At 44.5% G+C, this 19,994-nt stretch carries 22 protein-coding genes; 6 read left to right on the top strand and 16 right to left on the bottom strand.

Features of this window, described 5'->3' with window-relative positions:
* Window positions 1-7: 7 nt before the first annotated feature.
* From NSQ58_RS09890 to NSQ58_RS09880, 3 genes are all read right to left on the bottom strand, one after another.
* Window positions 8-718 carry a 5'-methylthioadenosine/adenosylhomocysteine nucleosidase gene (locus NSQ58_RS09890; protein ID WP_338532710.1) on the bottom strand — a complete coding sequence of 237 codons (711 nt, stop codon included), beginning with the start codon at window positions 716-718 and terminating at the stop codon, window positions 8-10.
* Window positions 719-760: 42 nt separating this feature from the next.
* The gene (locus NSQ58_RS09885; protein ID WP_341057277.1) at window positions 761-1,936 is read right to left on the bottom strand and encodes an aminotransferase class I/II-fold pyridoxal phosphate-dependent enzyme; all 1,176 of its coding nucleotides are present in this window, start codon (window positions 1,934-1,936) and stop codon (window positions 761-763) included.
* Window positions 1,937-2,005: 69 nt separating this feature from the next.
* Window positions 2,006-2,845, bottom strand: a complete 840-nt coding sequence (locus tag NSQ58_RS09880; RefSeq protein ID WP_341057276.1) for a MetQ/NlpA family ABC transporter substrate-binding protein — start codon at window positions 2,843-2,845, stop codon at window positions 2,006-2,008.
* Between the two features lie 289 nt (window positions 2,846-3,134).
* Between NSQ58_RS09880 and NSQ58_RS09875 the strand changes: the two genes are divergently transcribed.
* Window positions 3,135-3,692, top strand: a complete 558-nt coding sequence (locus tag NSQ58_RS09875) for a YdhK family protein (protein ID WP_076264755.1) — start codon at window positions 3,135-3,137, stop codon at window positions 3,690-3,692.
* Between the two features lie 85 nt (window positions 3,693-3,777).
* On the opposite strand, the gene NSQ58_RS09870 is transcribed toward NSQ58_RS09875, so the two are convergent.
* The 5 genes from NSQ58_RS09870 to NSQ58_RS09850 all read right to left on the bottom strand — a co-directional run bounded on the left by NSQ58_RS09870 (window position 3,778) and on the right by NSQ58_RS09850 (window position 8,027).
* Window positions 3,778-5,661, bottom strand: a complete 1,884-nt coding sequence (locus NSQ58_RS09870; RefSeq protein ID WP_341057274.1) for a stalk domain-containing protein — start codon at window positions 5,659-5,661, stop codon at window positions 3,778-3,780.
* Window positions 5,662-5,828: 167 nt separating this feature from the next.
* Window positions 5,829-6,116, bottom strand: a complete 288-nt coding sequence (locus NSQ58_RS09865; protein ID WP_023989726.1) for an antitoxin Xre/MbcA/ParS toxin-binding domain-containing protein — start codon at window positions 6,114-6,116, stop codon at window positions 5,829-5,831.
* Between the two features lie 13 nt (window positions 6,117-6,129).
* Window positions 6,130-6,615, bottom strand: a complete 486-nt coding sequence (locus NSQ58_RS09860; RefSeq protein ID WP_341057273.1) for a methylated-DNA--[protein]-cysteine S-methyltransferase — start codon at window positions 6,613-6,615, stop codon at window positions 6,130-6,132.
* A 25-nt stretch (window positions 6,616-6,640) separates the two neighbouring features.
* The gene (locus tag NSQ58_RS09855) at window positions 6,641-7,201 is read right to left on the bottom strand and encodes a bifunctional transcriptional activator/DNA repair enzyme AdaA (RefSeq protein WP_023989728.1); all 561 of its coding nucleotides are present in this window, start codon (window positions 7,199-7,201) and stop codon (window positions 6,641-6,643) included.
* Between the two features lie 37 nt (window positions 7,202-7,238).
* Window positions 7,239-8,027, bottom strand: a complete 789-nt coding sequence (locus NSQ58_RS09850) for an isocitrate lyase/PEP mutase family protein (RefSeq protein ID WP_339200640.1) — start codon at window positions 8,025-8,027, stop codon at window positions 7,239-7,241.
* Between the two features lie 332 nt (window positions 8,028-8,359).
* Between NSQ58_RS09850 and NSQ58_RS09845 the strand changes: the two genes are divergently transcribed.
* Entirely contained in the window at window positions 8,360-9,052 is a 693-nt protein-coding gene (locus NSQ58_RS09845; RefSeq protein WP_341057272.1) for a chitosanase, read from the top strand.
* A gap of 229 nt (window positions 9,053-9,281) precedes the next feature.
* Here the strand turns inward: NSQ58_RS09845 and NSQ58_RS09840 are convergent, their stop codons facing one another.
* A complete protein-coding gene (locus tag NSQ58_RS09840) occupies window positions 9,282-9,653 on the bottom strand; it encodes a hypothetical protein (RefSeq protein ID WP_023989731.1) in 372 nt (123 codons plus the stop codon).
* A gap of 437 nt (window positions 9,654-10,090) precedes the next feature.
* Between NSQ58_RS09840 and NSQ58_RS09835 the strand changes: the two genes are divergently transcribed.
* Both NSQ58_RS09835 and NSQ58_RS09830 read left to right on the top strand, forming a co-directional pair.
* Window positions 10,091-10,357, top strand: a complete 267-nt coding sequence (locus tag NSQ58_RS09835) for a hypothetical protein (RefSeq protein ID WP_023989732.1) — start codon at window positions 10,091-10,093, stop codon at window positions 10,355-10,357.
* A 28-nt stretch (window positions 10,358-10,385) separates the two neighbouring features.
* On the top strand, window positions 10,386-10,532 hold the full coding sequence (locus NSQ58_RS09830; protein ID WP_023989733.1) for a hypothetical protein: 147 nt from the start codon (window positions 10,386-10,388) through the stop codon (window positions 10,530-10,532).
* A gap of 100 nt (window positions 10,533-10,632) precedes the next feature.
* On the opposite strand, the gene NSQ58_RS09825 is transcribed toward NSQ58_RS09830, so the two are convergent.
* The 4 genes from NSQ58_RS09825 to NSQ58_RS09810 form a co-directional block, all read right to left on the bottom strand.
* Window positions 10,633-11,805 carry an MFS transporter gene (locus tag NSQ58_RS09825; protein WP_069081162.1) on the bottom strand — a complete coding sequence of 391 codons (1,173 nt, stop codon included), beginning with the start codon at window positions 11,803-11,805 and terminating at the stop codon, window positions 10,633-10,635.
* A 70-nt stretch (window positions 11,806-11,875) separates the two neighbouring features.
* Window positions 11,876-12,154, bottom strand: a complete 279-nt coding sequence (locus NSQ58_RS09820) for an ArsR/SmtB family transcription factor (protein WP_013311367.1) — start codon at window positions 12,152-12,154, stop codon at window positions 11,876-11,878.
* A gap of 222 nt (window positions 12,155-12,376) precedes the next feature.
* Complete coding sequence (locus NSQ58_RS09815) at window positions 12,377-13,114, bottom strand: SDR family oxidoreductase (RefSeq protein ID WP_071642266.1); 738 nt, start codon at window positions 13,112-13,114, stop codon at window positions 12,377-12,379.
* 39 nt (window positions 13,115-13,153) lie between these two features.
* Window positions 13,154-13,432 (bottom strand): Atu4866 domain-containing protein, encoded by a 279-nt coding sequence (locus NSQ58_RS09810; protein WP_013311369.1) that lies wholly within the window; start codon window positions 13,430-13,432, stop codon window positions 13,154-13,156.
* A 199-nt stretch (window positions 13,433-13,631) separates the two neighbouring features.
* Here NSQ58_RS09810 and NSQ58_RS09805 point away from each other — a divergent pair, with 199 nt between their 5' ends.
* A complete protein-coding gene (locus NSQ58_RS09805; protein ID WP_341057768.1) occupies window positions 13,632-14,561 on the top strand; it encodes an AraC family transcriptional regulator in 930 nt (309 codons plus the stop codon).
* A gap of 161 nt (window positions 14,562-14,722) precedes the next feature.
* On the opposite strand, the gene NSQ58_RS09800 is transcribed toward NSQ58_RS09805, so the two are convergent.
* Together NSQ58_RS09800 and NSQ58_RS09795 are read right to left on the bottom strand one after the other, a co-directional pair.
* Window positions 14,723-15,373, bottom strand: a complete 651-nt coding sequence (locus tag NSQ58_RS09800) for a hypothetical protein (RefSeq protein WP_341057270.1) — start codon at window positions 15,371-15,373, stop codon at window positions 14,723-14,725.
* Window positions 15,374-15,438: 65 nt separating this feature from the next.
* Window positions 15,439-16,476, bottom strand: coding sequence for a LacI family DNA-binding transcriptional regulator (locus NSQ58_RS09795; protein ID WP_023989739.1), 1,038 nt, complete (start codon window positions 16,474-16,476; stop codon window positions 15,439-15,441).
* Between the two features lie 340 nt (window positions 16,477-16,816).
* Between NSQ58_RS09795 and NSQ58_RS09790 the strand changes: the two genes are divergently transcribed.
* Window positions 16,817-17,869: a 2,3-butanediol dehydrogenase gene (locus NSQ58_RS09790; RefSeq protein ID WP_023989740.1), complete on the top strand. Its 1,053-nt coding sequence runs from the start codon at window positions 16,817-16,819 to the stop codon at window positions 17,867-17,869.
* A 115-nt stretch (window positions 17,870-17,984) separates the two neighbouring features.
* Here NSQ58_RS09790 and NSQ58_RS09785 read toward each other — a convergent pair whose 3' ends face one another.
* Entirely contained in the window at window positions 17,985-19,979 is a 1,995-nt protein-coding gene (locus tag NSQ58_RS09785; RefSeq protein ID WP_341057269.1) for an AraC family transcriptional regulator, read from the bottom strand.
* Window positions 19,980-19,994: the final 15 nt, after the last annotated feature.

The raw sequence follows: 19,994 nt of genomic DNA, 5'->3' as shown, positions 1-19,994 counted from the left end.
GAATATGTCAAAGCTTGTCTCTATCATATGCAGCTACAAGAGCCACAACTACTGCTGCCGAGTTGGCCGCAGCCAAATCAAGATTGGAGTCAAAAGAATCCGCCGCTTCTACACCGGCAAGATCAGACAAAGAACGGACAGCCAAAAACGGAACACCAAACTGGTACGCAGTCTGAACGACCGCGGCCCCTTCCATATCCGTCACTTTCGCTTCAGGAAACTGGCTACGGATAAAATGGGCGCGCTCAGCCTGGGAGATGAAAGAGTCTGCCGTCGTAATCAATCCGTTGACGATCTGCCCCTCAATCCTGGTCTCCGCCAGCGCTTCTGTCGCAAAAGCAAGCAGCGCTGGATCGACAGGATAACTTGCCGGCATCTGTGGTACCTGTCCGTAGGTATAGCCGAACGCCGTTCCGTCCACATCGCTGTAAGTCAGCTCGGTCGCCACTACGACATCGCCAACATGCAGCGCTGGATCGAGCCCACCCGCAGACCCGGTATTAATGACAAGCTCCGGGCTAAATCGCTCAATCAGTAGCGCCGTAGTCGAGGCTGCGTTCGCTTTGCCAATTCCTGATTGCAGCAGAATAACCTCCTTGCCCTCAATCTGGCCTGTATAAAAAATCCCGTTCGCAATCTGGGTCATCTTTATCCCTTCGATCTGCGCTTTCAAATCTGCTATTTCTTCCTCCATGGCTCCGATAATCGCTATACTCAAAGTTCTTTTCTCGCTCCCTCCATGAATTCCTTGTATTCCAGCTTATACTTGAAAAATACCCGTTGCTGCGATGCGCTGCACCGCCTCCAGCAGCCTTTCTTCACTGTTCACCAGACTGACCCGCACATAAGAAGCTCCCGCACGACCAAAGCCTTCTCCAGGGGCGACCGCAACATGTGCCTCGTCCAATAAAAAGTCTGCAAATGAAGCGGATGTGTAACCCTCTGGCACCTTGAACCAGGCAAAAAAAGACCCTTGGGGAACAGCTACATCCCAGCCAATACCTCGTAACGCTGCAATGAGAATATCACGGCGCCGCTCATATAACGCTGCGAGTTCCCGTACCGGTTCCTGCGTGCCCAGCAATGCCACAGCCCCCGCATCCTGTACCGCTCCAAAAACAGTGCTGTAGGCATGCGTATGATAATGCTTGAGCGCACCAATGATGGACGAATTTCCCACTACAAAGCCGAAGCGCCATCCAGCCATGTTATACGTTTTGGAAGCCGTATACGTCTCGACGCCATATTCCTTGCCGCCGGGGATTTGCAATAAACTAATCGGCTTATGCCCGTCAAATCCAAGAGCACCGTAAGCAAAATCATTCATAACCGGAAACTGATATCGAGCGGCATAATCCAGCGTCTTTGTCAGAAAATCTGCAGTAGCTACTGCTCCAGTCGGATTGTTCGGATAATTAATCATGAGCAATTTGACCTGCTCTGCGATTTCTTCCGGCACGGTTGTATAATCAGGCAAGAAGCCATGCTTCTCATCAAGCGGAATCGTATGAATATGGGCTCTTGCCAGCGCAGCAGCGGAATAATATTGGGGATATGCCGGATCGGTGGTCAATAACCAATCACCGGGATTCAGCAGCGCCTGTGGAATCCCCATTACGCCTATGGCTGAGCCGTTGAATATGGCAACCTCCCGGTCAGGATCCAGCTCCACCTGATACTCCCGTTTATAGAACGCGGCGACAGCCTCCAGCGTGCTTTTTTTCCCATGAAAAGGTGGATAGCCCTGATTGATCGGTTGATCGACCGCTTCCTTCAAAGCGCTGATGATATGCGCCGGTGTTGGCTGATCCGGGTTGCCGGCTGCCAAATTGATTACATCTATTCCTTTGCTTTTATACAGATTCACTTTGTCATCCATTGCGCTAAAATAGTTGTCAGGCAGAGCCTTGACGAGATCAGAGGATGAAAAAATCACGTTCATCTCCACCTTTTATCCATAAGATACAGGCTGACAACGTCAGCCCGCAGAAGATAATACCCCATATTATTTGAAATAGCTTGGTAGCTTGTAGCCTTCATAAACAGGATTCGATTGGATGTACTTTTGGAATTCTTCTGAATGATATCCTTCAATAATGTCTTTGACGAAGGGCTTATCCTTGTTCTTGCTGTCCACAGCGACCACGTTCGTGAACGGATCTGTCATATTTTCAAGCTTTAATGCCGAGGTCAGCTTTATTCCATTCGATACAGCAAAGTTCCCTTGTATGGCCGCAAAATCAACGTCCTCCAGTGCACGTGGCCCCTGTGCCGGGTCGGTAGCAACAAATTGCAGATGATGTGGATTAGAAGTGATGTCATTCACCGAGGTTTGCAATGGATCGATTTTGTCCTTTAATGTAATCCAGCCTACTTCCTTCAAAATATTCAGCGCACGCAGCATATTGACTGGCTCATTGGGCAGGTTGATTTGGGCTCCATCGCTGATTTCGTCAAGGCTGGTGTGCTTGCTGGAGTACAATCCCATTGGAGGAGTCGGGACCTGCACAGCACCAATCAGATCAATATTCTCCCGCTTATTCATAGAATCCAGGTAGAGCGAATGCTGGAACACATTAGCATCAATATCCCCATTAGCCACGGCTACATTGGGCTGAACACCGTCTGTAAACTCTTTATATGTAATCTTATAGCCTTTCTTCTCCAAATATGGAGCCACACCATTCTTAAACTGATCGCTATATGGACCGGGATTAAAGCTGATATGCAGTGTTTTCTTTTCTTCACCCGCAGCGTTGCCCAACGTATTCTTGCTGCCGCAGCCTGAAATAAAAAGCACGACTGCTCCCAGCAGCAATATAAATGAAATCCATGGTTTCTTCATTTTGATGTCTCCCCCTGCTCCTTGATATCATCTACTTTTGGTGAGTTAGAATGTTACAGTCGCTCAAAATACCAAGTAACTTGATGCGTTTTATAGATATTACAATGATTTTTTATTCACTGTCAACAACATTTAATTACGCATCTTCTGCATAACAAAAAAGGGGTCACAACAGGAGCTCCCCTTGAAAGCAAAACACTTCACAAGTTTGTCATATACTTCCGTTTTAAATATACCCCATAGGGGTACATTTAAAATATGTAATTAAAACCCTAAAGGAGCTGTAAATATGAGAATGCAATGGGCTTTGCTCGCTGGTACAATCATGATTATTTTGAGTGGGTGCGGGAACAGTAACACGCCGAACCAGGAGCACACGACAAACAGCAGTCAACAGCACGACACATCGGATATGAACCATTCCACTTCCAGTGAGCTTCCTGCCGGACTAAAAGAAGCTGAAAATCCAGCCTTCAAAGCTGGTAGCCAAGCGACTATCCAAGCCGACCATATGGCAGGCATGAATGGAGCTACTGCCACGATTGTGGGTGCTTATACGACTACTGCTTATACAGTCTCATATACTCCAACCACTGGAGAAGAAAAAGTGAATAATCATAAGTGGGTTATTCATGAAGAGATTAAAGATGCAGGTAGCGAGCACTATGCACCGGGCACAGAAATTATCCTTGGGGCAGATCATATGAAGGGGATGGATGGGGCTAAGGCTACCATTGACTCCGTAGAGCCAACGACTGTATATATGGTCGATTATACGCCGACTACAGGAGGAGAGCCTGTCAAAAATCATAAATGGGTGACGGAGAGTGAGCTTTCTGCCCATTAGAACTCTTACAACACAGGCGCTTATGATAGCAAAAGGGAGCCTTACATCGGCTCCCTTTATACGGCTTTATTGAGTTTGGACAAATCTACTTCGCTAAATTCAGCTTGGCATCCTTGATGTCATACAAAGCCCCTTTGTTGGTATCTACAAGCTTTTTCATTTGTTTGTTGGCTAGTCCATTCGCAGGCACGATTGCATTAAAAATAACACCATTTTTCTGTAATTGCTCGTTGATTTCATCTACTGAAAAACGGGCTTTACCCAGAGCTGTATTTTTATCATGAACTGGCGCATCTGTAATGAATATAATTGTTTTGGAATTAGAATTCTTGGGAAATTTACTTATAGCTAACTGAATAGCCTCTAATCCCGATTCCTTCAAATCCCCGCCAGCGGAAGGGCGCAGCATATTCAAATTACCTTTTAACTTGTTTTTATCGGTCGTAAACTCCAAAAATTCTAAATCTTTATCTGCCTTCAGATTGATATCCCGAAATGCAACGACAGCAAATTGGGAACCTGCTGGAACGGAATCAACAAAGCCTTTCACCTTCTGTCTCACATAATCCAGCGTCCCTGTCATACTACTTGTAACATCTATGACGAACACAATATCCGTAGATTTGGAGAAGGTGGTGGATATCTTTTTCAGAATCGTTGATTTGGATTGTGATTCGGAAGCATCTTCATTTTCCTCCATTAATTGTTCACTTTCGCTGGTTGTCAAAACCTGCGGTGGAGCAAGAAAAATCACAACGCTCTGAGCTGCAATATTCCACTTTACCTTCGCACCTAGCGCCTCACTTACAAAGCGAATAGGAACCATTACTTTGCCGTTAATGAGCCTCGGCGCCGCATTGAGACGCACTAATTTACCGTTGATATAGGCATCTCTGGAGCCTACAGTTAACTTGATCGTTGTATTTCCTTTGGTTGCAGTAACGGTCTTGGTAGCTCCATCCCATTTCACTTTCGCCCCAAGCGCCTCAAAAACGGCACGAAATGGCACCAGCATACTTCCGCTAATAGAGGTCGCAGGCTGCTCATATTGTTGCAATTTCCCGTCTATAAACACCTCAACCTGCTGAGCCTTGTTATTATTTATGGGAACAAATTGGGGTACAGACGCTGCCGAATTTCCCGACTGGTCGATCATTTTGATATAAAAGTAGTATCCACCCGTAGATAAATTCAGGTTACTCAAAGGGTAGCTAAACGTTGTTTCTGGATCGAACTGAATCCGTTTAATTAATTGAGTATCTGCATTTTTTACCATAACGTATGAAGTGTACGTGGGTTGAATATTTTTTATTTTCAAACGAACCGAAAATGACGTACCTGAAGTGTTGATTGTAAATGTCCCCGGAAAATTTTCTCCAGACGGGATAGACAAAGGGATTTCCGGTGACTCATCCACCTCTTGGTCCACTTTAGGCTCCACGACAGGCTGGGTTACTTGAGGTTCAATGACTTTCGGTTCATCCACAGGTTGAGCAACCTCGGGTTCACTGGGAGTGGGAATCTCTTTTAGATTGGTCTCCACCTCAGGCTGCGTTACTTTCGGCTCCCCAGCAAGTGGAGTTACTGTAGATTCATCGACTGACTGCACAGTCCCTTCCATAGTTGTAACTATAGGAAACTCTATATGATTTTCTGATCCTGGCCCAGGTGCTGGTCGTGAATCTGCAATCGAAATTGTGGAGTTGGTATAATCGATCGTAAAGTCACCCGGAGGAATTTCAATATAGTTGCTATACAGACGAATTGGTGTATCAGGCTTAATCGTAAACGGGAGATCGAATTTAAACACTCTGTTTACTCCATTACCATCATCAAGGGTAAGCTTAAGCTTATCTCCATCTCTGAATACTGTCGAATTGGCAGCATGAACACTTTCTGTACACAAAGTGAACAACCCTACGAGTATCGTTAAAAACGAAAGTAGGAACATCATTCTTTTGAGCTTCATTCTTATTTCCCCTTTTGAATCTATAGTCTTGTCGGTAAATCATAGCATAGGGTTAGATGAAGTTCATGCCATCTGATTACAGTTATGGATATGCGAACTCACTTTTTCCATCATTCGCGCTCTGTTCATCTGTTCAATGTTCATATGTATCTCCTTGGCCCGCTTCTTCAACGTGGCATACGTAATATGGCCGCCTTCAGTGCTTTAGTGCCTTCTTCGCTTTTCAAATAATCCGACGGTGTTTCGTTGCCGAGTGCGGGGACTTTTCGATCCATCCAAGTCAGCAAATATTCCCCCATATCGGGCAGCAGCACAATCTGAATCTCCTTGGGGATTTTACTTTCAACCACTTTTGCTCTTATAGCCGGATCTACCTGTGCATACCGCTCCTGATAGATCTGAACCATGTTGGCCCAGTTCTCCGGCTTAAACTCTTTCAAATATATGTCTCTCATCTACGAACCCTCCTTAGGGCCTCAGACAACGCTTTTCATGCTGGAGCAACCATTCTTTTCTCCATAGCCCTCCTGCATAGCCCGTTAGTTTCTGATTGGAACCGATAATTCGGTGACATGGAATCACAATGCTCAGCTTATTTTTTCCATTAGCACTGCCTACGGCTCGGATCGCTTTTTCATTTCCAATAGCAAGAGCAATATCTTTATAAGCTGTCGTTTTACCGTACCCCACGGACACCAGAGCATTCCATACTTTTTGCTGAAAATCCGTACCTTCAAAGGCATAAGGAAACGTAAACTCAAAGCGCTCACCTTTAAAATACTCGTCAAGCTGGATAGCGCATTCCGCTAATACTTGGATTGGAACCTCTTCTATAGCCCTCGTTAAGAGCTCATTCTGATTAGAGAACATAATAGAATAGACAGCCTCATTTGTGCCCTGTATCTCTATCTCTCCAATCGGCGATACATACTTCAATACGTAAAGTTCACTCATAAAAGGATACGACCTCCTTCCTTTCCTATTCCTTACTCAACTTTCTATACTCACTAGGAGAACAATGGTTCAAGCTGCGAAACGCCTTATAGAAATGGGAGGGACTTTGGAAGCCCGTCTCATAGCAAATCTCAAGATTCGTAAGATTTGTACTTTTAAGAAGATAGGCTGCCTTATCTACTCTTATTTTTTCCAAATACGTACGCGGGGTTTCGGCGGTTTCCTGTTTAAAGATCCGATCCAAGTAAAAGGAGCTTATTCCGATATGGTCCGCAATATCCTGCAATACAAGTTTTTCCTTGTAATGATTGACCAAGAAGGTTACTACATTCTGCACAAGTCTGATATACGGCGAATGGTCTGTATGGGGCTGGCATCTTTTGCAAGCACGAAAACCCGCCTTTTCCACTTTGTCCAAATCAAAGTAAAACTCCACATTTATTTTCTTCGGCTTTTTGGATCGACAGGAAGGTCGGCAGTATATGCGGGTTGTTTTCACAGCGGTAAAAAACAACCCGTCATACTTACGATCACACGCTATAATTTTCTCCCACATTTCTTCAAAAGAAAGACTAAGGTTAGCCATGATCGAATGCTCTGTCCTTTCTATAGTTCATATTCATCTAGCTCAAGGATTTTGCAAAATCCTCATATAAATGTGATGTATCTTGAAGCTCTATCAACTGTTCTGCATTCTTTTGCAAAGCAACTATTATCTTATCAGAAAATGCATTTCCAAAGCTAAACCGTTTAACTCCTAACTGCTGAAGCTGGTGGACATTCGTCAGACCCGGCAGGGATAAAACATTAAGCGGAGCATGTATATGAAACACAACTTCCCTGATCTCTTCATCACGCTTTAATCCTGGAACAAAAATTCCGCTCGCACCACTATCCACATACGCTTTGGCCCGCTCTATGGTCTCTGAAAGTGGGGCATCCATCTGCAAATATGTATCCGTTCTTGCGTTTATAAAAAACTTTTTAAACCCACGCGTATCCAATGCTGTTCTTATTTTGGACAACAGGTTACTGTGCAGGCCCACTTCTCGAAGTCCCTTTTTCGTTTTCAAAGAATCCTCAATATTAATCCCTGCAACTCCCACATCGGCTATCCTTAAAATATGCTCAACAATCGTTGCCGTATCCTCCCCATATCCTGCTTCAATATCTGCCGACACTGGAATCTGAACATGCTCAGCAATCGTCCGAATAATGCTTACATGCTGGTCAAAATCAATAAGCTCTCCATCTGAGAATCCAAGCGTATTGGCAATTCCCCAGCTCGTCGTACCTATCGCCTTAAAACCTGCCTTCTCCAGAGCCACCGCAGATAGCATATCCCAGGCGTTCCCTAAAAATAAAAGTTCCTCTGATGTGTGAAGTGCATGGAACTGATGAATTTTGTTCATAAATATAGCCTCCTGATATGTGATGTAACTCATTTTATCAAGAGGCTATCTTTGTTTCGTCCTCATTCTTGCACTTATGGTCTGTAGGAATCTAGGAACAACTAGGTCCATTTATTCACATATAAATCATAATTTTTGAAAAAAACGGTTATTTAAATGAGGGCTTCGACAACTCAAATGAAGCTAGTATAGAGCCATTATCCCTTACCAGCGAAGCAGCTACTAGCCAAGAAGCGGTTACAGCTATTGATCATGATGCTAATTTCTCACCTTCAACACTTCAGTTTCTGAAGGCTAATACAGGACTCGACGGTGAGCAATGGGATAATATTATGAAGCTAGTGAACAAACCAGAGCAAGATTCTTTGAAATGGACTGAATTCTATGGATATGCTGAAGATATCGGCGATAATCGCGGATACACCATTGGTATCTTTGGAGCAACAACAGGCGGTTCAAATGATACGGGACCCGATGGTCCGGACTTATTCAAAGCTTTTGATGCTGCTAGTGGAGCTAGTAACCCTTCCATTGCAGGTGGATTAACACGTGCTGGCCTGAAGGGGAAAATGAGTGGTTCGATTCCAAAGCTCAGCGATAGCGATAGTGTTATCAAGAAGAAGATCAACGCTCTCCAAAACAATGAAGCTTGGAGAGAAGCCATGTGGCGTACGTTCTATGACACCTATATCGAATATAGTGTACAGCAAGCACAGAAACGCGGATTTAATACTGCTCTGACGATTGGTTCATTTGTCGACACAGCACTCAATCAAGGCGCTACTGGTGATTCAGGTAGTCTTGAAGGAATCCTCTCACGTTCAGGCAGTAGTACGAATGAGAAGAAGTTCATGACTAGCTTCTATGCTAAGCGTACATTGGTTGTCGATACCAACGATTATAACCAACCTCCCAATGGTAAGAATCGTGTGAAACAATGGAGCTCTCTCTTAGCTTCTGGCGAAACAGATCTTAAGAACGCAGATGCAGCTGTGATCAAAGCAACGAATTGGGAACTGAAGTAAATATAATATACGTCATGAGGAGGGCATATCGTATGTCCTCCTTTATCTATTTTTTATGAACATTGAGTTGGTGTTGACTGCTAACAACATCCCATTCTCCCATACAGTTCCTCTCATCATTCGAGTATGTAGGTCGCGTGTACAAATAGAGAGACTGTCCCAAAAGCCCGAAAGTTGCAAGCTCCTGAAACAGTCTTGTAAAATGGTTTATGAAGTCGAAATAAGGCCGTTAGATGATTCGATAGCCAGATGGCAGTCTACCGCTACTGCGGATATTACGGATTTGCTGCAACGTCAAACGTTGATTGGTAGAGATAATAGATTCCACATCATTCCCGCGAATCAGATCATCCAGGTCGGCGATGTTGCGATTGCCTCTAAACACACGGAAGTTACCTCTAAACCGCGTGCCAGTAAAGAGTACAAGTGTAGCATTGCTGCTAGTAGAAAAGAAACGCAAACTTTCGATGCCGTTGAGAATGTTATCGGTATTACGAATGCCTAGGTTTCCTCTGAATACTCTCCTGGAACCCCGAAAATTTTCTTCGTTGTAGACTGTAAGACGTGGATACGTTTGAGATACATATGCTTTGTTGTCCATGTTGTAATTCCTCCTTTCAACTTTATCTTATGCTTCACCATCCGATTGGCGCGGGCCTCGCAGCATCCATCTAAAAATAGTTATGTGATTGAATAGAGCAGATGCAGACTTGAAAAAGGAACATATGTTCTGTATAATCTAGCTTAGCAATTTGGAAAATCCTGAACTAACGGAGATGCGGACATGGACGATAAATTTATTGAGGAACTACGTGAAATTAGCAGAAACGACAAGCGAAGATCCGAATTTCTTATTAAGGGTATGAAGGAAACACTTCAGGAAAGAAAAGAAAAAAACTTTATCGAAAGATGGATTTGGCGACAAAAAAATAAGAAGCTTATAGCGCGGAAGTTTAAATCCTAGTAGATATAACAACTGAATCTTCATAGATTTCTACTTTTTGTTTAGGTCATAGCTCATTTTTAGGAGGCAGAGTCATGATTGAGCTACTAGTCTCAAACGACGATATATTAAATCAAAATCAATTTTTGGCTGATGAAGTTCGATACAATTTGATCCATCGAATTTGTGAGTCAGAAGAGTCAACATGCCTCAAAACGTCCGATAAAAATATGATCTTTGCTCAATCACCCGGACATAAGGCTTGGCTATGGATCTCACAACAAATCACAGATGATTATAAATTGACCTATATAGAAGAACTCTTACGTTATTTAAAAGGAACCACCCTATACCCCGCCTAATTTGCGAAAGAAAGGTTTTGCCAGCGCAATGGTATCCGAGCTATGTTGCATTTTGGAAAATGAGCATTTAGTACCCATGCTATATGCAGATTTAAAAAATTCGGTTTCCAATCAAGTTTATAAAAATATCGCCTTTGAGGAAGGCGGCAAAATCACTGATATTGCGTTTGAATAAGCCTTCCTACTGCAAGAGAGCATGTTATTGCTCATTCAAATCAAAGAAGGCCGCAATGTCACCTTCATCACTGGGCCTCCTCTTCACTTATCTATACACTTTACTCCGTAACACCCACTTGTGTTTGAACTGAGGATCTTCGTGTAAGTAAATACGTAGCCACAATAGCTATACCAACCCCTGCTGCTCCAAACCAGGTGATGGAAGACAGCGAAACCTGACCAACAACTACACCGCCAATTCCGGCTCCGGCTGCCATAGCAAGCTGCATTGTAGATTGATTGAGACTCAGCATCACACCGGAAGATTCAGGCACAAGTGTGACCAGATTATATTGTTGAGTAGGTCCAGTTGTCCAGGCTGCGAACGACCAAAGGATCAATAAAGCAAATACTGCGATCAGGGAATGAGCGGCAAAAGGAAGCAAGAGTAAGGAAATACCGTGCAACACCATACCCCCTAATAATGTAAAGGGTATACCCTTTTTATCCGCACTGTACCCACCAATTTTTGACCCGATTAGACTGGCAATTCCGAAGGCGAGCAATACTGAGCTTAGCATATCCTCTCCTACACCTGATACATTCAGCAAATACGGTGAGATGTAAGTATACGCGAGTGAATAACCACCTAGCCAAAAGAAGGTAATGCCTAATCCCAAAGCAACTTCAGGCTTTTTCAGAAGAGCAAACTGTTGTAGTAAGGGGACAGGTCGATCTCCTTTTAAGCGGGGAATTGTCATAGATATAACAATTAGGGCAATAATCCCTGTCAACGCGATGCCGAGAAATACGGTTTTCCAGCCATATGCAGAAGATATCATTCTCCCAAGCGGCACCCCAATAATCAGCGAGGCTGTAAAACCCATAGTAACCGTAGCAATAGAACTGGCCTGCTTGCCGGCTGGGGCAATTTTCGCAGCAATGCTCAGTGCTGTAACCACGACCATCCCCGCCCCGAGGGCCATAAGAATACGTGCGGCGATAAACATTCCAAAACCCGGCAGAACAAAGGAGAGGACATTGGCTACTGCAAATAATCCGAGGGAACTCAAGAGCAGCTTGCGTCTGTCCCATTTAGCGGTTACTGCCATCAGAATCGGCGTGCCAATCGCGTAAGCAAGGGAAAAGACTGTAATCAGCTGACCCGCTGCGGACACCGTAATCCCCATGGTTGTTGCAATCTGATCCAAAACGCCTGAGATAATGTATTCGGATGTGCCTACCAAAAAACTAACAATTGCCAAAATATACACTTTCCATGTACTCTGCATTTTTAAATAACGCCTCTTTCTTTTTGTATTTTTATATTTTTACAAATATCGAAATTAAGACTAAAAAAATTTATGTTATTAAGAACGGGGCATATTTCTGCGCTGCTTCCACATCCAAGCTGTAATAAATAAACGTCCCCTCTTTACGGTATGTGAGCAGCCCCGACTCTGCCATTTGCTTCAGATGGTGCGATAGCGTTGAAATAGCTACACTGTTCAGCTTCTCGCCCAGCACAGAGCAGCATTGGTCGCTTTCCTCTTTTAGCAGAAGTGCTATCTTGAGACGAGTCGGTTCTCCAAGTGCTTTATATATTTTTACAGCCTGCTGCATCTCTGTTGTATCTTTCACCCTGTTCGGCTCCCTTCTGTTCCAGTCTTAATTTCGATGTTTGTCGAAATAAAGTTATCACAAACATTTGTAAAAGTAAACCCGTTTATTATAAAGGTACAGCTATTTTACACTCTGTGGTGTGAATAATGTTCTTTCTCATCCGATGAATAACCCCCCATCCATAAAGGATGGAGGGAAAAATGATCTGAGTAGAGAGGGAGAATCATGGATGCCATGGCGTTAATTCGGGCTTGCCGTGGGTCTGACAATAATTTCATTAACATCTACATCTGCTGGCTGCTCCATGGCATACAGAATGGAACGGGCAATGGCATCAGGCGTGATCGAAATACGACGGTACTCTTTCATTCCTTGCCGGGCCTCTTCATCTGAAATACTGTCAGCAAGCTCAGATTCGGTTACTCCCGGCGATACCAGCGTCACACGAATATCTCCCCCCACCTCCAAACGCAATCCTTCAGAAATCGCCCGAACCGCATACTTCGTTGCGCAATACACCGCTGCAGTCGGGGTTACACTATACGCGCCAATAGAGGCGATATTGATAAACTGACCAAATCCTTGCTTTTTCATAATCGGAAGCCCTGCCGCAATCCCATGCAGAACGCCCCGTATATTTACATCAATCATGCGATCCCATTCCTCTACCTTCAGGGCTTCTAATTTTGAAAGAGGCATCACTCCCGCATTGTTCAAAATTACATCCACGCGTCCAAATGCTTTTTCCGCGTACTTAATGAACGCTTCCATCTGGTCTCTCTTTGTCACATCCAGTTGCTGATAATCAGCCGATCCACCTTTAGAACGAATCTCGGATGTCAGAGCCTCCAGTCGCTCTGTGCGTCTGGCCCCTAATATTACATGAGCCCCATGGTGAGCAAGTAAACGGGCAGTAGCTTCACCGATCCCACTACTTGCCCCCGTAATAGCTACGACTTTCCCTTTAATATCCAACATTCTTATTCCTCCTCTAGTTAAAAATATCACTGAAACAGATTACTTTTTTACTTCCCTGTAAAAAACCATCCCTGCATGATACAAAACACCATTTTTGAATACACCATCTGCCGTAAATCCGGTGTCGTCTACATATTCGATATAGTCATCTTCTAAGATATAGCTGCCTGTATAGGCACTTTGTCTCTGACCCCGTGCTTCATCATAACGGCCATTAGGCAAGAGTTCGTGACGGATATTTCCGTCTTCAGTTACCCACATCCCTATATAGGGATGCTGCGAAGCGTGTACACTTTTTTCCGCTTTGTTACTCTCCATGACTCCCACTCCTTTGCACTTCTATTTTTTTCTCAATTGCTCATTAGGTGTTGTATCTGCATCTTATTATGAGAGGAATGTCCATCAGCCCGGTAGAAGAATCAGAGCAAATTATTGCCTAATTCTCCAAAGACCCTTAATATGTAATAAACTACTGAAAATGAAAACGGGCTACGTTGCAAAGAAGGGATGTGTCATGATGGGGGCAACCAAAATAGAGGGTTCTACCATGGAAAAACAAGCCGAGTTGGCAAGGCTCATAGAACGATTTTCAAATCAGGACGGAGTTCTCACTACAGCCATACCTTCGCTTCACTTCGTCCGAAGTTCAAATACAACCGTTCCGATACATCAAGTCCATGAACCTGCCTTATGTATTGTGGCACAAGGCAGAAAAGTCGTGATGCTCGCAGAGGAAAGTTACCATTACGGCACATCCGACTACCTTGTTGTGTCGGTGGATTTGCCGATCTCGGGGCAGGTTATCCAAGCGTCAGCAGAAGCTCCTTATTTGTGCCTCCGGCTCAATTTTGATCCGCATCAGGTTTTGGACCTGATCAAGGAATCTGCTTTTCCCACAAGCCCAATGCCTGATTCCAGACGAGGCTTATATGTAAGCCAAACCAACTCTCTACTGCTGGATGCCGTGGTAAGGCTAGTGCATCTTTTGCAAAGCCCACAGGATGTTCCGGTGCTAGCTCCATTAGTCATTCGTGAGATACTGTATAGGATTTTACAGGGGAATCAGGGGGAATCCTTAAAACAACTGGTCATGACCGGCAGCCATTCCAACCGAATCGCAGAAGTCATAAAGCGGATTAAGCAGGATTATGATAAGCCGTTACGTATTGAGGAATTGTCCAAACTAGCGAATATGAGTCCTTCGTCACTACATCGTCATTTTAAAGAGGTTACGGCTATGAGCCCAATGCAATATCAAAAACAATTACGTCTACAAGAGTCCCGCCGCCGGTTGTTATCCGAATCAGCGGATGCGGCAGATGTCGGTTTTCAGGTAGGTTACGAGAGTCCCTCACAATTCAGCCGCGAATACGCCCGCTTGTTCGGCCTGCCTCCAATTAGTGATATCAAACGCTTGCGCTCGGATCAGGATCACCCGACCATTTGAACCGTTGTTAGATGAACATCTGAAACTACTGGTCCTACTAACGCTTATCCCTAATCGTACATGGCAGAATGTAAAAAAACAGCACAAAACAGCCGCTCCACCGGTAGAGACGCGGCTGTTCAATATATTCCTCTATGCATGTGGTCATCACTATTTGAGCATCAATACGGATTATCCAGCTTGACGAACAAGGCTCGAATGACATCCTTCTCTGCCGAAGTAAGCTTTTGTCCTGCCTGCCATTGTTGAATCTCTTTCTTGACTTCCTTGGGTTCTCTATAGCTGAGAGCATACCCGATGCTTCCTATACCTTGTATGCGGTTGGTTTTGTCCATATTTGCCAATGCTCGGGTCATCGCAGTTCTGTCTCTTGTAAACAAATCTCCCATAAGACCAGCATAGCTTTCGCTTAAAGCTCCATCCAATCCGTCAGAAGCCTGGATCACATTTGCAAAGCTTTCCGATGGAATAAAAGCACGCTGCCTATACAGATATTCGATAATTTCCAGGCTTTGATGTTCATTGATTTTGTTCATCTTTCCCCATTGAATTCCTGCTAAATGGTCCGTCATATGACGGACTTTTGCTTCATCACTGAGGGATGAATCCTTATAAAAGGACAGCACTAGCTCCTCTTTACTTTGCTGGGTATGCTGCGTATTGACTGCAGTTTGCTTGGACTCCCCATTGTTTGCACCGGACGGCGCCGCAGTTTCAGCATCCTGTCCCACTGGATGAGGAGTACACCCTATGGTTACAGCCAGCAATAGTGCAGCACAAGCTACAGAAACGAACCCATTACCTTTTAACATGAATCCACTCTCCTGTCTGAACAAACAATGGTCGTTATAATTGCCTAAAATCCGCTCATACCCTACTACTCATCACGCCCTACCGTGGGCTTACGGATCACAGAGACGCTCGATTCCCTCACGATCAGACGAGGCTCGAATTGCACACGCTCATAATCCCCAGGTGTCTGTTCCTGAATCCGCTTGAGCAGCAGCTCCGCAGCCAACCGTGCCACCTCTTCCCCCATGATGGAAACTGAGCTGATCTGAGGGGTCGTTACCATAGCCCACAAATTGTTATCAATACCGACTACAGCAACCTCATCTGGCACCTTTACACCCAAATCCTTAAATCGATTGACGATCCCTATCGCCACCATATCATTAACCGCATAAATAGCATCCGGCATATGTTTCAGGCTGTAAAAATAATCGGCTGCACGCAGCCCTGTCTCAAAGGAGAAATCATCGCCAAAATAAACGAGTGAAGGGTCCACATGCTGGAGAGACTGCTCATAAGCGAAGTATCTCTCTTCGATTTTGTCCTTCGCAGCGCCTGCATAGGCAATTCTTGTTCTGCCGATTTTAAGTAAATGCTCCATCACGAGTCTTCCCTCTTGCCGAGCCAGACTGACGATATCCGCTTTGACATCTTCGCCCAGCTTCTTGCCATAGTTAATAATGGACACGGGAACGCTGGCTTTGTTAATCAGATCTACCAACATTTTGGGATACGCCAGCGGCATAATGATGAGCCCGTCGACATGTAGCTTCTTGACCTCACGAACTGTTTCAAGCTCCATTCTGGCATTCCCGGCGGTGTTGATTTGCACGACTCGGTAACCATGCTGCTTGGCGGCCTGCTCTACGGACCAAGCGATCTCTGGAATAATCGCGTTACGAATGTCTGGCACGGCCAGTGCGATTTGTCGTGTCTGACGAACTTTCAAGCTCTGAGCCGAGGTGTTGGGCGTAAACCCCATCTCTTCAATCACTTGCAAAATTAAGGCTTTCGTTCTCGGGCTGATGCCCTCACTATCATTAATAGCTCTGGAGACAGTCGCTATACCGACTCCTGCCCGCTTGGCTACATCCTCTATGGTTACTTTCTTTTGATCTGTCACGCCCAAAATCCTTTCAAGAACGGAATCGTTTTCTGACTTTCTAAAATAAAGTCTTAATGTTGATATTATACCACAGAATGAGTGTCTAAAAATTGAAGTCGTTTTCTTCTTGTCTTTGCTTCACCTGAAAAATTCACAAAATTCCTTTGTATAAAAGTAACGAGCCAAATATAGCACTGTAGTCACAAGTGATTATATTCACAAAAAAATCAAGTGCTTTTTGTATTAAATTGGTTTGACAATGTGTAAAAATTGTGACATATTATCTTTCGGAAACGTTTCCTAATTCATTCACTTTTATAGAGGCAATGATCATATATTCGTCAAGGAGATGACAGACATGCAAGCATTGAGATGGCATGGAGTAAAAGACTTACGATTGGAAAACATTGAGCAGCCCGCTGCTCTGGCAGGAAAAGTAAAAATCAAAGTAGAATGGTGTGGCATTTGCGGAAGTGATCTTCACGAATATGTAGCAGGACCGATCTTCATTCCCCAAGATGCTCAGCATCCATTGACTGGCGAAAAAGCGCCGATCGTAATGGGACATGAATTCTCTGGACAAGTCGTCGAAATCGGTGAAGGTGTAACCAAGATTCAGGTTGGCGACCGTGTAGTTGTAGAACCGGTTTTTGCATGTGGAGAATGTGATGCATGTAAACAAGGAAAATATAATCTTTGCGATAAAATGGGCTTCCTCGGTCTGGCAGGCGGCGGCGGTGGATTTTCTGAATATGTCGCAGCTGACGAGCACATGGTTCACAAAATTCCAGAAAGCGTATCTTTCGAGCAAGGCGCATTGGTAGAGCCTTCGGCCGTTGCTTTGTATGCTGTTCGTCAAAGCCAACTGAAAGTCGGCGACAAAGCCGTAGTATTTGGCGCTGGTCCTATCGGATTGCTGGTTATTGAAGCATTGAAAGCTTCGGGTGCATCTGAGATTTATGCAGTAGAGCTTTCCGAGGAACGCAAAGCTAAAGCTGAAGAGCTGGGTGCTATTGTGCTTGATCCTAAGACTTATGATGTGGTGGAAGAACTGCACAAACGGACTAACGGCGGTGTAGATGTAGCCTATGAAGTCACTGGAGTACCTCCTGTACTGACTCAAGCTATTGAATCCACTAAAATTAGCGGACAAATTATGATCGTCAGCATTTTTGAAAAAGAAGCTCCGATCAAGCCTAACAATATCGTTATGAAGGAACGCAATCTGACTGGTATTATCGGCTACCGTGATGTATTCCCAGCTGTTATCAGCCTGATGGAAAAAGGTTATTTCCCTGCCGACAAGCTGGTTACCAAACGTATTAAGCTCGAAGAAGTGATTGAGCAAGGTTTTGAAGGTCTCCTGAAAGAGAAAAATCAGGTTAAAATCCTGGTATCTCCGCAAGCCTAATATCGAAAATAAACCAGATGTCTGCTTTATGCAGACATCTTTTTATAAAAAAACGCTCTCCTTCCTGCGACATGCTGTCGTCAAGATGAGTAGCGTTTTTTGTTTACCATTTGGATTACTTAGTTACATTTTTCAGAACATCGTCAATCATTTGACTGTTTGCAATTGTACCTGTATATAACCAGCTGGAATCCTTACCAAAATCGTATACGTGGCCTTCTTTAACGGCTGGGATTCCCGCCCATACAGGATCTTTTACAATATCTTCTTTACTTACATTTTTGCTATTCACGATAAAGATATAATCCGCATCCAGCTCGGCCAGCTTCTCCAGCGATAAATTACTCCAGTTCGCCTTAGCCGTTTTGGAAATCTCCTGTACGACTTGTGGAATCTTGAATCCCAAATCCTTATACAATACATCACCGCTGGATAGATTCTGGTTTACGACATACACGTTTTTATCCGTTACCCATAATGCCGCCGCAGTTTTTTGTCCCACCGTCTGGCTCAGCTTGGCCTTAGCCTCTGCTGCTTTTTTGTCGTAGTTGCTCAATGCCTGCTTCGCTTCATTGCTCTTATTCAGCACCTCACCCACGGTCAGCAGCTCTTCACGCCAATCATTGTTCATATTAGTGCCTACCACGTAGGTTGGAGCAATTTTAGAGTATTGATTATATTTGTCGCCTTCCACCATGCTCGCACTGTCCATAATGATCAAATCAGGCTTGAAGTTCAGAACCGCCTCAAACGGAAGATCTGAAGCAATGGTAGGAACGTCCTTCAGTTCTTTTTGCAGGTAACCTTGAACTGAATTTTTGCCTACCGACCATTGGGCTACGGGTTTAACACCTAGGGCCACTAGATGATCCTCCAGATAAGAAGCGATCACACGCTGAGGCTGAGCCGGAACCTTCACCTCATGCCCAAGTGCATCCTTCAGCACCCTTTCCTGTGATGTTGGTTCCGCTGATGTATTATTGTTCCCTTGGGAAGCGCCATCGGTTGCCGCAGGACTGGATGTGCCTGAGCACGCGCTGAGCAGCAGGGTAAAACTAAGCAATAAAATAAATGCCATGGAATGCTTTGCGTTTCTATTCATTCGTAAAATCCCTTCATCATGATTTTGATAATGATTATTATCCTCAATAACAGTATGCAGGGCGCCACTTGCCGAATCAATGGAACATTCGGACATGCTTAATGGATTATCCAGACTGGTATCTCTCACAAAAGCAGATGAATATAGGCTGTCCCGGTAATGAACCGGGGATACCCCCGTATATTTTTTGAATGCCCGGCTAAAGAAATAAACATCCGGGTACCCCACACTGACAGCGATATCCTGTAAAGTCGCATCCGTCTTCCGCAAAAGCTCCTTAGCCTTGTCCATTCGCAGTTGAATTAAGTACATAATCGGGCTACAATCCGTTTGTTTTTTAAATAACCGAGTCAGATGTCTCGGACTGCATTCCAACAATCCGGCCAAACGTTCGAGCGTTATGGACTCCGCGTAATGATCCTGCATAAATCGAATCGCCTGTGTCACGATATCCCGCGCAGAAGTTCGAGCCTTCGGTTCTTGCAATTGCCGCATACATTCATATGCAAAATCATAGAACCGACCCTGAGCCTGAATCTTGGATAGCGCCTCATGATCCTGCCATGCGTACTCCAGTAGTTGCAGCTTTTGGTACAGTATAACCGGATAAGGCGGTACAAAACCATGAGCTATCGAAGGATGATTATACATCGTGTGTCCGGATAGAGAAGTCGCTTTATATAGTACAAGGATATATTCTATCCCGTATTGCGAGGGTTTCATATTCAGTTCAAAGCCTTTGCTGCCATGCAGTACGTACCCTGAATGTGGCGTATCCTTCCAATCACCATCCAAACGCACGCTACCCTGCAATACAAATACAAAAGCCTGCGCAGGAAGACGATACGGTTGAAGCAACTCTTCTGGCTCCAGTCGAATATGCCGGACATCCATGACACGGATCGACGAATGAAGCCATAGGGACAGCAGTTTGTTTAACTCATCAGCTTCATGTCCCTTGCTCATCCCGGTATGGGAACCTGCCTGCTTTTGCCGATCCTGCTTCACGTATCAAAGCCTCCG

The organism is Paenibacillus sp. FSL M7-0134, assembly GCF_038007865.1.
GTDB lineage: Bacteria > Bacillota > Bacilli > Paenibacillales > Paenibacillaceae > Paenibacillus > Paenibacillus polymyxa_B.
Note: the sequence above shows the minus strand (reverse complement) of the source record. Positions and strands in the feature narration are given on the sequence as shown.